Annotated in this window: 15 protein-coding genes; 9 read left to right on the top strand and 6 right to left on the bottom strand. The window is 64.1% G+C overall.

What is annotated here, in order from left to right; all coding sequences use genetic code 11:
• Positions 1-394: hypothetical protein (locus tag AKL29_RS43780; RefSeq protein WP_193395263.1), on the top strand; the 394-nt coding region annotated here is incomplete at its 5' end.
• Positions 395-853: 459 nt separating this feature from the next.
• Positions 854-1,042 (top strand): hypothetical protein, encoded by a 189-nt coding sequence (locus AKL29_RS31205; protein ID WP_050386810.1) that lies wholly within the window; start codon positions 854-856, stop codon positions 1,040-1,042.
• Positions 1,043-1,264: 222 nt separating this feature from the next.
• Here the strand turns inward: AKL29_RS31205 and AKL29_RS31210 are convergent, their stop codons facing one another.
• On the bottom strand, positions 1,265-3,574 hold the full coding sequence (locus tag AKL29_RS31210) for a tetratricopeptide repeat protein (protein ID WP_082190766.1): 2,310 nt from the start codon (positions 3,572-3,574) through the stop codon (positions 1,265-1,267).
• Between the two features lie 291 nt (positions 3,575-3,865).
• Positions 3,866-4,984, bottom strand: coding sequence for a glycoside hydrolase family protein (locus AKL29_RS31215; protein WP_050386812.1), 1,119 nt, complete (start codon positions 4,982-4,984; stop codon positions 3,866-3,868).
• A gap of 141 nt (positions 4,985-5,125) precedes the next feature.
• Here AKL29_RS31215 and AKL29_RS46765 point away from each other — a divergent pair, with 141 nt between their 5' ends.
• Complete coding sequence (locus AKL29_RS46765; protein ID WP_410712176.1) at positions 5,126-5,554, top strand: TetR family transcriptional regulator; 429 nt, start codon at positions 5,126-5,128, stop codon at positions 5,552-5,554.
• Positions 5,555-6,078: 524 nt separating this feature from the next.
• On the opposite strand, the gene AKL29_RS41290 is transcribed toward AKL29_RS46765, so the two are convergent.
• From AKL29_RS41290 to AKL29_RS31225, 3 genes are all read right to left on the bottom strand, one after another.
• Positions 6,079-6,348, bottom strand: coding sequence for a hypothetical protein (locus AKL29_RS41290; RefSeq protein ID WP_152977842.1), 270 nt, complete (start codon positions 6,346-6,348; stop codon positions 6,079-6,081).
• 96 nt (positions 6,349-6,444) lie between these two features.
• On the bottom strand, positions 6,445-6,711 hold the full coding sequence (locus AKL29_RS31220; protein WP_050386813.1) for an HGGxSTG domain-containing protein: 267 nt from the start codon (positions 6,709-6,711) through the stop codon (positions 6,445-6,447).
• Positions 6,708-7,370, bottom strand: a complete 663-nt coding sequence (locus AKL29_RS31225) for a hypothetical protein (RefSeq protein WP_050386814.1) — start codon at positions 7,368-7,370, stop codon at positions 6,708-6,710. Before AKL29_RS31225 ends, AKL29_RS31220 begins: the two co-directional genes overlap by 4 nt.
• A 417-nt stretch (positions 7,371-7,787) precedes the next feature.
• On the opposite strand from AKL29_RS31225, the gene AKL29_RS31230 reads away from it, so the two are divergent.
• From AKL29_RS31230 to AKL29_RS31240, 3 genes are all read left to right on the top strand, one after another.
• Complete coding sequence (locus AKL29_RS31230) at positions 7,788-10,109, top strand: molybdopterin guanine dinucleotide-containing S/N-oxide reductase (protein ID WP_050386903.1); 2,322 nt, start codon at positions 7,788-7,790, stop codon at positions 10,107-10,109.
• A gap of 102 nt (positions 10,110-10,211) precedes the next feature.
• Entirely contained in the window at positions 10,212-11,255 is a 1,044-nt protein-coding gene (locus AKL29_RS31235; protein WP_050386904.1) for an alpha/beta fold hydrolase, read from the top strand.
• 26 nt (positions 11,256-11,281) lie between these two features.
• Positions 11,282-12,157 carry a PhzF family phenazine biosynthesis protein gene (locus AKL29_RS31240; protein WP_050386815.1) on the top strand — a complete coding sequence of 292 codons (876 nt, stop codon included), beginning with the start codon at positions 11,282-11,284 and terminating at the stop codon, positions 12,155-12,157.
• A 45-nt stretch (positions 12,158-12,202) separates the two neighbouring features.
• Here AKL29_RS31240 and AKL29_RS31245 read toward each other — a convergent pair whose 3' ends face one another.
• The gene (locus AKL29_RS31245) at positions 12,203-12,709 is read right to left on the bottom strand and encodes a winged helix-turn-helix transcriptional regulator (RefSeq protein WP_028334861.1); all 507 of its coding nucleotides are present in this window, start codon (positions 12,707-12,709) and stop codon (positions 12,203-12,205) included.
• Between the two features lie 205 nt (positions 12,710-12,914).
• Between AKL29_RS31245 and AKL29_RS31250 the strand changes: the two genes are divergently transcribed.
• The 3 genes from AKL29_RS31250 to AKL29_RS45830 form a co-directional block, all read left to right on the top strand.
• Positions 12,915-13,553: a 2-hydroxychromene-2-carboxylate isomerase gene (locus tag AKL29_RS31250; protein WP_028334862.1), complete on the top strand. Its 639-nt coding sequence runs from the start codon at positions 12,915-12,917 to the stop codon at positions 13,551-13,553.
• A 104-nt stretch (positions 13,554-13,657) separates the two neighbouring features.
• Positions 13,658-15,172, top strand: coding sequence for a class I adenylate-forming enzyme family protein (locus AKL29_RS31255; RefSeq protein WP_028334863.1), 1,515 nt, complete (start codon positions 13,658-13,660; stop codon positions 15,170-15,172).
• Positions 15,173-15,220: 48 nt separating this feature from the next.
• The coding region (locus tag AKL29_RS45830) for an SDR family NAD(P)-dependent oxidoreductase (RefSeq protein WP_347336999.1) at positions 15,221-15,372 on the top strand (152 nt) is incomplete at its 3' end.

The raw sequence follows: 15,372 nt of genomic DNA on the forward strand, positions 1-15,372 counted from the left end.
CAATTTTTGGAGCGGTGGAATAGACGGTACCGAGCTTCTGCAAAGGGTCGTCGAGGCTCTTCCCACGAGGTTGGACGCGGACGGAACAGCCTGCATCAATTCCCTGTTTCCGAATCCTCCCGGGACGAAAATCAGGGATCATTTCGATGCTTGGCTTGGGGGCAATCTCACCGAGTGGGATGTGCTGGATCACACCTGGCCTGTTCCGGGATATCAAGATTTGCTCTCCGAGCAGCCATTCCAGGGTGATATGAGCGCGTGGCGCTTTGGCGTGGTGAGTATGCGTCGATCTCGGATTGGCCGGGGTTGGTGGAAGGAAGTCGCAGGCAATGGCCTGTTCTTCCGAGAGGACGGAAGTTGCAGCGTCATTGCCGATCACGATGCCTACGGGTGACCTGCTGGACTATTGCCGAACAGCCCGTAGCGTACGCTGTCGAGTACAGCATCGATCTTATCGATCGTGAGAAGAGTTATCCTGCAGCTGGGCAAACGGCCGCTACGCCGTGGAGCCCCAAGGTCGTCATCCCCGACCGCCATTTCAAAGTGGTCGCCTTCGTTCCGGAAATAACCGGTGCTAATCGCGACGGCGATTGCCGCTTTTTCCCAAAATGCGCGGCAGGTAGGAACCATCGAGCGGACAGGACGTCTAATTGACGCTTCCGGTCAGCCAGGCCCCCCCGACTGCCGGAGGAAAACCCGCATTGCTCGGGTTGGCGGCCCTCAGGTTGGGGCCGCTTTCAATTCGACGGGAAAGCGCAAGCATTGTTCGATCGCCACGATTCACATAGTTCAATGCCGCGCGCTCCATCCCGCGAGCTAATGTCGAACTCGTATTTTGCAGGTGGTGGTAGCAATGGAATTTATTGGACGCCCGATGCGAGGCCGGTTCCTCGTTCGGCAAGGAAGCATCGGCTGGATGGTCTACGACAGCGAACTCAAAGGGCCAGCTCAGATAAGGAAAAATGGCCCCTTTGCCGAAAAGCTGACCAAGGAACAAGCTGAGATTTTAGCGAAGGGCCTAACGAACCAGCCAGATTCGTAAAAGCGAACCACGATACCCTCTGGGCTATGCCCAAGTTCGAGTTTTTCCTACCGGCCGTCGGATAGGTGGTCCCGGCCGTTCCCGAGTGGTCCATGAGATCAAGAACAACGGTTACCGCCTGCGCCTCGAGCGCGACGGAGATCGCGTCCGGCTGCTCACGAAAGTCGGCTATGGTTGGACCAAGCGTCTCGCGTCGCTGAGGCGGCGAGTAGCCAGCAACGATCACGCCGGGACGACGATATGGTCCGGCGCAATGCCCGCCTGGTGACGCTCATACATCGCGGTATAGGCGGCCTCGACATGCCGGGTGAAACGTTTGGTATCGAACAACGGTGCCGTCAGCCGGTTGGCCGCCAGCCTGGTTCTGAGCGCCGCGAGCCTCGAAGGATGGGTCGCAAGATCGACCGCCATGCGTTCATAAGCCTCCGGCGATTCCGCAATAAGCTCGGGCAGGCCGATCGCATGGAGCAAGCTCGCCGCGACCCGGCTGGCAAACGTGTCGCCGAGAATGGTCAGCACCGGCAGGCCGGCCCATAGCGCATCGCTGGCGGTCGTGTGGGCATTGTAGGGAGTGCTGTCGAGGAACAGGCCGGCGAGGCGATGGCGTGCGAGATGGTCGGGTAACGACATACGCGGTGCGAACACAAGGCGCTCCGCAGCGACGCCACGCGCGACCGCCTCCTTGCGCAAATTTGCGGCAGATTCGGCATTGGCTTCGAGGAGCCACAACATGCTGCCTTCGACCCGGCCGAGAATCCTCATCCACCGGTCGAACATGTCAGGCGTGATCTTGTAGTTGTTGTTGAAGCAGCAGAACACGAAGCCCGTCGGCGCCAGCCCCACGTCGCCGCGCGTGAACAAGCGATCGGCAATGACACGTTTGTCGTCGTTGGCCTGATAGCTGTTGGGCAGGGCGACCACCTTTTCGCTGTAGAATTCGCGATGATGATCCGGGATCACGGTACGATCGGCGATGATGTAGTCGATGAACGGGGCGCCGAGTGTTCCCGGATAGCCCAGATAATTGACCTGGATGGGAGCAGGCCGGCGGCCAAGGACCCTGGTGCGGGATCCCCCGGTAAAGCCTTTCAGATCAACCAGGATGTCGATTTCCGATCGTCTGATCAGGTCGGCGACCTCATCGTCGTTGATGTCCCGGACCTCGACAAATCGATCGAACGACGCCTCCAGCCGTCGACGCATCTCCGAGGGGGCGTTGGGCGACCATGAGATTGCCACCGTCTCGAATTTCGACCGGTCGTGGCACTCGAACATCCCTACCATCAAGAGCGATGTCGCGTGGTTGCAGAAATCCGACGAGAAATAGCCGACGCGAATTCGATCGTGATGGTAGCGCTCGCCCCGCCAGCGCTGGCTTGCAGACGGCGGATGATTCTTCGCGGTCCATCGCGTGGCGCATAGCAGTTGATCGGCGGTCGATGAAGGAACGCTACAAAACAGAAATGGCGGCGTCGTCGCGTTGCGATTTCTGATCGACTCGATAAGTCGGCCGCACTCGGCGTCAAGGTCGGCCCAGTCGCACATGTGGGATTTGGCGTGCAGACGATAGCCTTCGATGTCGGCCTGGTCCGGTTTGAGCGCGACGGCCTTGTCATAGGCGGCGAGTGCCTCGTGGTAGCGCGCCAGAGTGGATAGAACCTTGCCGCGGTTGGCGTGGGCAGCCGCATCGTCGCCCTTGTGCTGGATCGACTTGTCGATGCTGGCGAGCGCCGCCTCATGATGCCGGAGCCTGAACAGCGCCGAGCCGCGGTTGTTGTAGGCCTCGGCATAGTCGGGCCGCAACGCAATCGCTCTGTCGTAACTCGCAATTGCCTCTTCGAGACGATCCAGTTCGATCAGCACGTTGCCGCGATTGTAGCACGCGCCGGCAATTCCCGGCGCCCGGTCGTAGCTCGCGAGCGCATCATCGAATCTTTTGAGGTCGTTGAGCACGTTGCCACGATCGTTGTGTGCGCCGGCATCGTTGGGCTTGAGCGCAATCGCCCTGTCCAGGCTCGCCAGCGCTTCCTCGGGCCGCTCCAGCTTTCTCAGCGCGGTGCCCCTGTTTCGATGGGCATCTGCATGGTCGGGTACGAGCGCGATCACGCGATCGTAGCTTGCGAGCGCCTCCTGGTTGCGCCCGAGGTCCGCAAGCGTGATTGCGCGATTGTAGAGAGCCGGCGCAAGGTTTTGCTTGATCGCGACCGCCCTGTCGAAGCTCGCGAGCGCTTCGTCGAAGCGACGCAACGCGCGCAGCGCATTGCCGAGGTTGCTGTGCGCGTCCGCGACGTTGCCGTTGAGCCTGATCGCTCGCCGGATCAGGTCGACGCCGCGCTCGCTGCGGCCAGTCTGCGCGGAAATCAGGCCCAACAGGTGCAGTGCATCGAAGTTGTTGGGCTGCTGTCGGAGCATGTCTTCATAGATCTTTTCTGCTGCCGCCAACTGACCCCGCTGATGCAGCGCGACAGCCTGCGCGAAGGCGCGCTGCAAGGCGGTCGAACTGGATCTTTGAAATTCACCTGTTTCGGGCATCAGACGTCTTCACGCGCTCCGTGTCCGGGTCCTGGCCTCACGCTGGCAGACATGTCGCATCCTGTGCCCACGATAAGGATCGCCCGTCTATTAAAGGTTGAAAACTGGCAGATCGTCCTCGATTGCGCAACGGCCTCCAGGAACAGCTCCGCGAATAGTCGGGCTGAAGCGGATGGTCCTCGATCAGCCCTGCGGCTGCCTCGTCGGCCGCAGCCGAACCGTGGACGGTCACGACGGAAGCGGGGGCATCGTCTGGAGCATCAAAGTCGCAGTCACGATGCGCCTGCCATTCTAGCTCGAACACGCGTCGCTGCTGAGCAGCGGCGTCGGGTTCTCGGTCGAATTTTCCCCGCCGCGATACCATGGCTTGAAACGAAACCCGGTTCTCGCATACGACCATGGCGCGGTCAGGGATCGGGCGCTGCCCTCCGTCGTATATTCTGAAGCGACGCCAGGGTCTGGATTGTAGAGCGAGAAGACTCCGCGCCAGCTGCCGTCCGGCTGCTCCTGGGCGTAGGACAGCTCCACCTTGTTTCGCGAGACCGAAACCAGACGATCCGAAACGTGATCGAACACGAATGGCCGCTCGAACCAGATCGTCGTCTCGTCCTGTTTGATTGCGACATTGGCCTCCTGTCGTGCCGTGCCGCCACCCACCAGCAGGGGAATCCCCAGCGGCACCGCGACATCAGCGGTGGCGGTTGCATTGAGACGGTGGGCGGAAAGCGTCGATGCAAAACCATCGGGCCGCGCAATGACGGTCTTCTTCGTGAACGGGCCGTGCGGGCTATCTGCCGTGGCAACCAGCGCGACGGCGTTCTGCGTGTTGTTGTAGTAGCCGTGATAGAAGATGACATACTCGCCGTTCGCGCGCCGGCAGGCATAGCTGATCGACAGCCCGGACGCTTCCTCGGGCAGTGAGGGCGTGATCACGGCGCCGTGGCGCGTGAATGTCATGCCGTCGACGCTGGTCGCCAGCTTGATCTGGTTCGACGCGCGGTCGAGGTAATAGATCATGTACGGCTCGGCTGCTCCGGGCTCATACACCACCTGCGCCGGGCCGATCCCGCCGGGCTCGGACGTGTCCGACTGAAAGGCGATTCCTTGCGGTATCCAGGCTCCTTCGTTTGTCGACGTCCAGAGCCGCAGCTGAAACCAGCCCGTCGTATAGGCTGACGCATAAAGACGCCGCGTGTGCGCATCCGGCGCGATCGCGGATGGCCATGCGAGGTGAAGGACGCCATCGGGCGGCGACAGCGCCGGCGTCAGGCTCGACACCAGGCCGTCGTCGCCGAACTCCCAGATGTGATAAATGCCGCTGCTCCCGAGGCCATTGAGAAACCAGCTTCTGGCAATTGCGCTTGCCGGGAAAATGGTGAGGACGGCAAAAAGAAGCCCCCGCACAATCATGAAATTGTTCCTAGGTCGTCCTGTCTATTGAGCAAGGAATTCTGCTGTGATGACACACTCGGGCGCCCGTTTCGCCCGGAAATTTGTTTCTGAAAATGACGAGCAGACCAGATATGGAGACGCGCTAGGACAAGCCGGCAGATTCGGTTACCGGGCTGCACGCGCCATCGATATTGCCGCGTCGCCGGCGTCGATGCGGTCGTCGAGCGGGCCGGCGTCACCAAGCGGAGTCTATATTGCAGCTTCGCGGCCAAGGACGATCTCGCAGCCGCCTGTATGCGCGACCACGACCTGGATTTCCGGGAGAAGTTCGCGGGACAATCCTGCGCGGCAAGTCGCCGCAGCGGTTGCATTCGGCCATCGCGACGCATTCATCTGGGCGTTGGGCGAGAACTTGCCGCGATCGCGCCCGGCAACGGGCCACCCGCCTGTGCTTCCGAAGCAGGTGGCCCGCTCTTCGAGGGGCGCGATTGGAGAGCCAATCCAGCCCTTCTCGCCCCCACATTAGACGGCAAGCCCAACAGGCCGGCAATGGAGAGAGAGGATTACTTCCTCAGTCGGATGCAATGAGCCCATAGGGTTGCCGCCGGCAGCTTACAGGGGCTAGCCCGGATGGACGGTCCCGTAGATTTACCATGACCCTGAATTCCAGCTGCTCGGCGCCGGAGCGGGCGCTAGGTTGATGGCGCGGGGGCGGCGCCTTGAGGTCAGGAGGCCGCAATGGAGCGCTTGTATTTGGGCATCGCCGTTACCAGCACTTACGCGCTGGTCACCATTGCGCTGATCATGGCCTTCGTGCACTGACCGCCGGGAATCCGGATCTTTGCTGGCGGGGCCGCAACCGGGCGCGTTGTCGTCTTCGGCACGCGGCGATGTCCGCAATCAGCAGCCTTTCACTGCGTCAGCGGGTTTAATTGTCATGCCCAGACCTGTAGCGATAACCCTGATGAGTTTGGCCGTTGCAACGCTCACGGCGTTCGGCATCGCCGCCGCCCTTGTGATCCATTAGCGAGGATGGGCCACCGGGGTTTCACGCCCGGCGGCCCATTGGTCGTTGAGGTGTGTGGGCGAACGACCATCAGTTCGGCTTTGATCTACTTCTTCATGTGGTCCTTCGGCATCGTCTCATGCTTCATGGCGCCGCCGCTACCACTGCCTTCCTTCGACTTCGGATCGTTCATCGTCGCGCCCGGGTTTGCCGCACCGGGGCTGCTGGATGCACCTTGACCAGTGGTCGCAGCGGGAGAGTTGCCACCGCCTCCACCGGCACCGCCGCCTGCACCCCCACCACCGCCTTGAGCGCTCGCTGCTGCGATTGACCCGAATATGAATGCCGTTGCCAGTGCGATCTTCGCAATTTTCATTTGAACGTTTCCTTTGCTCTCGAGCTGGTGCAACACGCCTCGAAGATCGGCGTTCCTAAATGCCGTTTTTTGCGCGCGGCCATTTGCGGAACGCAATCACTTCATCCCCTCCAGCATCCTCCGCACGTCTCCCAGCAACGCCCGTATCTGCCGCCGCTCGGCGATCGCTTCCCGAGTGAACCGGCCGTGCTTGCGCGCATTCCGGTTCGCTCGTGGGGCGCCGGATCCCTTTGCGCCGCCGTGCATGCGGCAGCGCGTCTTGCCGCGCACCGCCGGCGCGCGGCACGCGCTGCCCGAGCGGGTCCTGGCGCCGCAACGCCGGCTGGCCAGCATAGGGCCGGTCGTTTGGATGTGGCCGCTCATGCCTTGGCGTCCCGCCCGACATCGGCGGAATTCCGCCGTCGCCGCGAGCCCACGGCCTTCGGCGCATTCCGCGCCGCGGATGCCGGGCTGTTGTCGGACACGATCACGCGCGCATGCTGCGTGACGTTGCCGACGATGGCGTTGCCGCCGTCCTCGACGTTGACGTTCTGCACGGTGATGGCGGGCTCACCATGGCTCCGGTGGCGGTTCAGCGCGTCGATCTGGGCAGGGAAGGTGCGGGCGAGCCGGCCCAATGCGCGCGCGGCGCTGTCGTGCTGGGCGAGGTCCTTGGCATGCGCGAGGTGATGGGCACATCGCATCGCCATCACATGAACCGACACCATCTGCGCCACCAGCATCGCCTCGACGGAATCCCGCGGACCGATGCTTCTCACCATCGAGATCATGAAGGCGAGGTTGACCTCGCAGGGCTTGCCGCCGCTCACGCTGGCCTTGACCAATTGCCGCAGGATGCCGTCCATCGCGTCGCGGTCGGCGACCCCCAGTGCGTTCGCCATCAGCTGCGCGCCGAGCTCGGGATCAGGATGGTCGATGCGGAAGCCGTGCGAGGAGAATTTGATCCGCGGGGCTGCGGCGGCCTGGGTCTGGCCGGTTGCGGCGGCCATCGTCGGCACGGCGATGTCGGGTGCAGTATCCATGTCGGGTATTCCCTGGAATGCGCGCGGCAAGCGCGCAGACGATCGCTCGCTGCGGCAGCCGGTGCGATGTCGATTGGGGGAGGGTTTTGGGCGGCAAGCGCCATCCGCGCGCCGGCTGTTGCGGGCGAGGGGGGCGGTTAGACGATTTCGGAATATTGGAAGTGTGCCGCTGATTTGCCCGACGTGTCAAGTCGCCATTCGAGCGCCGCCGGCCGCCGGCTCCTTTGCATGGGGTTGTTTTCGATATTTTGGCGGCGCGGCCCCGGTGGGGAGTTCCGCCGCCGTCGCCCGCAGTCATGCCGGCAAGGCACGGTGCGATCCGTGTTAGCGGGTACCGTGCGCCGATTGGATCATTATACTGGCCGGCACGTTGCGACAGGCGTGGCGCGGTCGCCGGCCTGGGATGAAGGAGCATCGATGAGCGAGACCATTGGCCACCCCGATCCCGGCCTCGATTTGTCCGACGGGTTCAAGCCGCACACCTCGCATTGGGGCGTGTTCTCGGCGCGGCTCGGCAAGGCGGGTCTCGAAGTCAGGCCCTATGCCGCCGATCCCGATCCGAACGGCATCATCAACAATTTCCCCGGCGCGTTGCGCCATCAGGCGCGTATCGCGAGGCCTGCGATCCGCCGCGGCTGGCTCGAGCGCGGGCCCGGTCCGGACGATCGCCGCGGCCGCGACGAGTTCGTCTCGGTCAGCTGGGAGCAGGCGCTCGACCTGCTCGGCGGCGAGCTGACGCGGATCCGCGACACGATCGGCCCCGGCGCGGTGTTCGGCGGCTCCTATGGCTGGTCCAGCGCGGGCCGCTTCCATCACGCGCAGAGCCAGGTGCACCGCTTCCTCAACATCGCCATGGGTGGCTATGTCCGCTCGGTGAACACCTATTCCTCGGGCGCGTCCTCGGTGCTGCTGCCGCAGATCCTGACCGGCTACGAGGACATCACCAAGCGCAACGTCACCTGGGAGCAGATCGCGGCCGAAACCGACATCGTGCTGGCGTTCGGCGGCATGGCGCTGAAGAACTCGATGGTGGCCGGCGGCTCGATCAGCAAGCATGTCGAGCGCGGCGCGATGGAGGCCGCGCAGCGGCGCGGCTGCGCGTTCGTCCTGGTCAGTCCATTGCGCGACGATCTGCCCGTCGAGGCCGGCGCCGAATGGCTGACGGCCACACCCGGCACCGACACCGCGCTGATGCTCGGCATCGTCCATACGCTCGTCAGCGAAGGCCTGCACGATCAGGCCTTCCTCGATCGCTACACCGAGGGCTGGCCGGTGTTTTTGCGCTATCTGACCGGCGAGGCCGATGGTCAGCCCAAGAGCGCCGAATGGGCTGCGGCGATCTGCGGCATCGATGCCGGCACCATCAAGGCGCTCGCGCGCCGGCTCGCCGGCCGCAGAGCGCTGATCACCGTGTCGCACTCGCTGCAGCGCGCCGAGCATGGCGAGCAGCCGGTGTGGATGGGCATGGTGCTGGCGGCGGCGCTCGGCCAGATCGGCCTGCCCGGCGGCGGCTACGCCTATTCGCTCGGCGCGATCGGCTATTACGGCCGCCGCGTCAATGCGATGCCCGGGCCGACGCTCGGGCAGGGCCGCAACGGCGTCGCCGACTTCATTCCGGTGGCGCGCATCGCCGACATGCTGCTCAATCCCGGTACCACCTATCGCTACAACGGCGAGACGCGGACCTATCCGGATGTCCGCCTCGTCTACTGGGCCGGCGGCAATCCGTTCCACCATCACCAGGACCTCAACCGCCTGCGCAAGGCGTTTGCGCGGCTCGACACGCTGGTGGTGCACGAACTCGCCTGGACCGCCACGGCGCGTCACGCCGACATCGTGCTGCCCTCGACCATGACGCTGGAGCGCGAGGACATCGGCTATTCCAGCAACGATCCCTTGATGGTCGCGATGCACCGGATCGCCGAGCCGTTCGGCCTTGCGCGCGACGACTACGAGATCTTCGCCGATCTCGCCGAGCGGCTTGGCGCCCGCGAGCCCTTCACCGAGGGGCGCACGTCGCGAGAGTGGCTGGAACATCTCTATGAGCCGACCCGCAAGGCGCTCGCCGCGCGCGGGCTCGAAGCCCCGAGCTTCGAGGAGTTCTGGGCGCGCGGCAGCCTGGTCGTGCCGCAGCATCTCGACGACGGCGGCTCGCTGCGCCGTTTCCGCGAGGACCCGGTGGCGCGGCCGCTGCCGACGCCGAGCGGCCGCATCGAGATATTCTCGCAGAAGATCGCTAGCCACGGCGATGCCGACTGTCCGGGCCATCCGGTCTGGCTCGAGAAGACCGACACGCCGACGCCTGGCGCGCCGTGCTTCCTCGTCGCCAACCAGCCGGTGACGCGCCTGCACAGCCAGCTCGATTTCGGCGGCCATTCACTAGACGCCAAGCACCGCGGCCGCGAGGTCGCGCGCATGAATCCGCGCGACGCCAAGCCGCGCGGCATTGCCGACGGCGACATCATCCGCATCTTCAACGCGCGCGGCGCCTGCCTCGGCGCGGTGCATGTCACCGACGGCATCGCGCCCGGCGTGGTCCAGCTGCCGACCGGCGCCTGGTACGATCCGATGGATCCCGAGGAGGAGGCGCCGCTCTGCGTGCACGGCAATCCGAACGTGCTGACGCGTGACATCGGCACGTCATCCTTCGCGCAGGGCTGCACCGGCCAGCTGACAAGCGTTGAGGTCGAGCGGTTCAACGGCAATCTGCCGCCGATCCGCGCGTTCGATCCGGCGTAATTTCGCGCGGGATCACGAACAAATCATCTGATGGCGCTGGATGGCGCCCACGCGTTCGGCTACGGCATCACGAGATCGCCCCTGAGTTCTGGATTTGCCGAGATGCCCCTGAAAACCCTGTTTCATCTTGCCGTTGCTGCGACCGTTGTGCTCGGTTCGTCCAACGCATTGGCGCAATCGGCCGCCGAGCCGGCCTATGGACCGGAGCTGCAGGGCTTCGACTATCCCTATCCGGTGGAGCATTATCGCTTCAGCTCGCAGGGGCAGGAGCTCGACATGGCCTACCTCGACGTCAAGCCGGCGACGCCGAACGGCCAGACCGCGGTGCTGCTGCACGGCAAGAATTTCTGTGCCGCGACCTGGGACGGCACCATCAAGGCGCTCAGCGGCGCCGGCTATCGCGTCATCGCGATCGACCAGATCGGCTTCTGCAAGTCCAGCAAGCCGGAGCGCTATCAGTTCACCTTCCAGCAACTGGCCGGCAACAGCCGCGCGCTGGTCGCCTCGCTCGGCATCGCGCATTCGATCATGGTCGGCCACTCGACCGGCGGGATGCTGGCGATGCGCTACGCCCTGATGTATCCGGAGGCCACCGACCGCCTGGTTCTGGTCGATCCGATCGGGCTCGAAGACTGGAAGGCCAAGGGCGTGCCGTGGCTCAGCCTCGACGGCTGGATGCAGCGCGAGACGCGCGTCACCGCGGACAGCATCCGCGCCTATGAGCGCGCCACCTATTACGCCGACACCTGGGATGCGTCCTACGAGACGTGGGTGCAGATGCTGGCCGGCATGTATCGCGGCCCGGGCCGCGCCGCCGTGGCATCGAGCTCGGCGCGGCTCTACGACATGATCGCGACCCAGCCGGTGTTCTACGAGTTCGAGCAGATCAAGCCGCCGACGCTGCTCTTTGTCGGCGACAAGGACACCACCGCGATCGGCAAGGACACCGCATCGCCGGAGATTCGCAAGACGCTCGGCAATTATCCGGTGCTCGGCAAGGAGGCCGCGAAGCGGATCCCGCATGCGCAGCTGATCGAATTCCCCGACCTCGGCCATTCGCCGCAGATCCAGGCGCCGGCGCGCTTCCACGAGGCGCTGCTCGGCTGGCTGCAGCATCCGGAGACCGGCGCGACGCTGGTCAAGTAGGGACGGCGAGACACGCGGGCGACATCATGACGACAGCGGAACTGTTCAGCGTGTTCACGGTCGATGGGCAGGGCGGCAATCCCTGTCCGATCGTGGTGGATGCAAGCGGCATGAGCGCATCCGAGATGCAGGACGTCGCCCGCCGCCACGGTCACGAGTCCGGCTTCGTGCTGCCGGCACAGAGCGACGATTTCGACGCCACGTTCCGCTTCTTCGTTCCGAATCACGAAATGGAAATGTGCGGCCACGCGACCATCGGCGCGCTCTGGTTGCTCGCACGCCATGGAAGGCTGCCGGGCGACACCATCCGGATCTCGACGCGCAGCGGTCCGGTCACCGGCTTCATCAGCCGTGATCGTCACGGCGAGCCCAGTGTCGAGATCACCCAGCCGGCCGGAAAGACCGTTCCGCTCACCGCGGGGCAATGCGATGACGTGCTGCGGGCGCTCGCGGTCGGGCCGGAAGCGATCGACGCGGTAACGCCGTGCAATGCCGTCACATCGCGGATCAAGACACTCGTTCCGATGCGCTCCCCCGAAGCGCTGAATATGCTCGATCCCGCGGGCGAGCATGTCGAGGCGGTCTGCGGCCGGATCGGATCGACCGGGCTCTATCCATTCGCCGTGATCGACCGAAAGGCTCGCCTGTTCGAGGCCCGGCAATTCCCGCGCTCCTCCGGCTATCGCGAGGATGCCGCGACCGGCATTGCGGCCGCCGCGCTGGCGTTCGGCCTGCTCGACTATGGCCTGGTCGCTCCTGATGACGACGAGATCCGAATCCTGCAGGGCAGGGCGATGGGGCGGCTGTCGGAGATCCGCGTCCGCATCGGCTTCGCCGGCGGCCGTCCCGTCGGTTGCCTGCTTGGCGGCAATGTCGCGCTGATGGCTGCGCCGTCAGGCTGAGTAGCCGCCAGCGCGAGGCGCCGGCTTCGTAAACAGCATCCAGGTCTAATCAGCGGCTCGCTTGGCTCGCTCCTGCGCCTTGGCGTGCACCGGTGATGATTTCCGGGCGCCGGGGCCCGGATGCACGTGGACCGCCTTCGCACTCAGCGGCTCGCCGCATTCCGAACAGACCATCACGGGATCGAACATCTTCTTGCAGGTCTTGTGTTCGTGCAGCATCGGCCGGCCGCGCGAATCGACCATGTGGACGTTGCCCCAGTGCACGATCGACATGATGATCGGATAGAGGTCGAGGCCCTTCTGCGTCAGGATGTATTCGTAACGCTTCGGCGCTTCCTGATAGGGGATCTTGCGCAGCACCCCGAACCGCACCAGCTTCTTCAGCCGGTCGGCAAGCAGATGCCGCGTGATCCCGAGCGAGGCCTGGAAGTCATCGAACCTGCGAATGCGCAGGAAACATTCGCGCAGGACCAGCAGGCTCCAGCGGTCGCCGATGACAGCCACCGTGCGGGCCACCGAGCACGGCTCCTCCTCGAGGGCATCCCATTTCATCAGCATCTCCTGCGGTCTGCGCCGACATCACCGATTAAATTCTAAAACAGAACTAACGTCATTTCAATAGGATGCGTCGCTTGGAGCCGCGACTTAGTCATTAGATGACAAATATCATATTGACAGTTCTAAAATAGAACTTAAGGTCCCGGCTCGATCAACGCGGCGGCTGACGGCCGCTGGCACTCAAAGGGAAGGGCGTTCTATGGCTGCTCCGCTCAAGGTCGAATTCCATTTCGATTTTGGAAGTCCGAACGCCTATCTGGCGGAACTGGCGCTGCCCGACATCGAGAAGCGTACCGGCGTGAAATTCGACTACATCCCGGTGCTGCTCGGCGGCGTCTACAAGGCGACCGGCAACATGTCGCCCGGCGAGTCGCTGCGCGGCATCAAGAACAAGCCCGAATACAACGTGCTCGAGACCGAGCGCTTCCTGCGCCGCTACAACATCACGACGTTCAAGACCAACCCGTTCTTTCCAGTCAACACGCTGATGCTGATGCGCGGCGTCGTCGCTGCCGATTTCGAAGGGCTGTTCGAGCCGTACTTTCGCGCCGCCTATCACCACATGTGGTCCGAGCCCAAGAAGATGGACGATCCGCAGGTGTTCCGCGAAGCGTTCCTGTCTTCCGGCCTCGATATCGACCGCATCATCGCCCGCGCCCAGCAGGACGAGGTGAAGAAGAAGCTGATCGACAACACCAGCAACGCGGTGGCGCGCGGCTCGTTCGGCTCGCCGACCTTCTTTGTCGGTGACGAGATCTTCTTCGGCAAGGACAAGCTGCGCGAGATCGAAGAGGAGATCGTCGCGCAGCTGGCTGCGCCGCAGCGCAGGACCGCCTGAGCGGGAAAATTCCTCAAGACAACAAATCAAGCCCAAAGGGCTGCCACAGGGAGGTTTCAGTGCAGGCGTCGACCCAAGTTGTTGAACAAGTTGCTGAAGGAAGTGTGGAAGGCTTGCCGAACCGCATCCACGAGGTGATCGATCACCACGTCGGGGCGACGCCGGATCAGCCGGCGCTGATCGACGACAAGATGCGGCTGACCTACCGCGAGCTCGATCGGACGGTCGGTCGCGTCGCCGAGGCGTTGCGGGCACTCGGCATCCGTGCCGGCGACCGCATGATGATCGTGAGCGAGAATTCGATTCCGCTAGCCTGCCTGCTGCTGGCGGCGAGCCGGCTCGATGTCTGGTCCATCGTGGTCAATCCGCGGCTGTCGCCGCGTGAGCTCGACCAGATCAGGGATCACAGCGGCGCCCGCCGCGTGCTGCTGACCGCCGAGGTCTCGCAGGAGGCGGCTACGCATGCCGCGCGTTACGAGGCGGCCGTGCAGGATGTCGGCCCGCTCCGCGGCATCGCCGTCACCGGCCTGAACCTGGCAACCGTGGCGGAGCCGGTCGAGGCCGACGGCGCCAACCAGGTCGCGGTCCTCATCTACACCTCCGGCACCACCGGCACCCCGAAGGGCGTGATGCTGACCCATCGCAATCTGTTGTTCAGCGCCCGGGCGACGGCAAGCTTCCGAAAGATGGCGGCCGATGACGTCCAGTATTGCGTGCTGCCGATCTCGCATATCGTCGGCATCTCGTTGCTGACCATGACCCTGATGATCGGCGCCACCGTGCGTCTGGTGGCGAAATACGATCCGGCCGCGCTGGTCAAGGCGATGACTGAAGAGGGCATCACGATCCTGAACGGCGTGCCCGCGACCTATCAGCGTCTGCTCGAATACCGGCGCAATGCCGGCCTGCCGAAGCTCGATCGCGGCCGGTTGCGCGTGATCTCGGTGGCCGGCGCGCCGCTCGACCTCGATCTCAAATCACGGGTCGAGCAGGAGCTCGGGCTGCCGCTGCTCAACGGCTATGGCATCACCGAATGCTCGCCGGGCATCTCCGGCGTCCGGCCCGACAATCCGCGTGCGGATCATGCGGTCGGCACCGTCATGCCGGGCCTCGAGGCAAAACTAGTCGGCCGTGACCTCAAGCCGGTTGCGGCAGGGGAAGTCGGTGAGCTTCACGTCCGCGGTCCGAACGTGATGCGCGGCTATTACCGCGCGCCCGATTTGACCGCCAAGGCGATCGATCCCGATGGCTGGTTCAACACCGGGGATCTGGCCCGCTTCGAGAATGATGCGCTCTATATCGTCGGGCGGACCAAGGAGATGATCATCCGCTCCGGGTTCAACGTCTATCCGGCCGAGATCGAGGCGGTGCTGAGCACGCACGACGCCGTGGTGCAGTGCGCGGTGGTCGGCCGGCCGGTCGAGGGCAATGAGGAGGTGGTCGCCTTCGTGCAGCTGATCAAGGGCTCGACCGCCACCGCGCAGGACCTGATGGCCCATATTGCCCCGCAACTCACCTCGTACAAGCGTCCGTCGGAGATTATCCTGATGGACGCGCTGCCCGCGACATCGACGGGCAAGTTGCTGAAGCACAAGCTGGCGGAGTCGCTGCGCGGCTGAGACCCAGCCGCCGCAAGCCAGTTCACTCAAACGGAACCGGAGTACACCATGCAGAAGAGAAACAGGACGGTGGCGGTCATTGGTGCCGGTGATTTCATCGGCGGCGAGATCGCCAAGAAGTTCGCTTCCGAAGGCTTTACGATCTTTGCCGGCCGCCGCAACGGCGACAAGCTGGCGCCGCTGGTCAAGGAGATCGAGGC

Origin of the sequence: Bradyrhizobium pachyrhizi, from assembly GCF_001189245.1 — a bacterium.
GTDB lineage: Bacteria > Pseudomonadota > Alphaproteobacteria > Rhizobiales > Xanthobacteraceae > Bradyrhizobium > Bradyrhizobium pachyrhizi.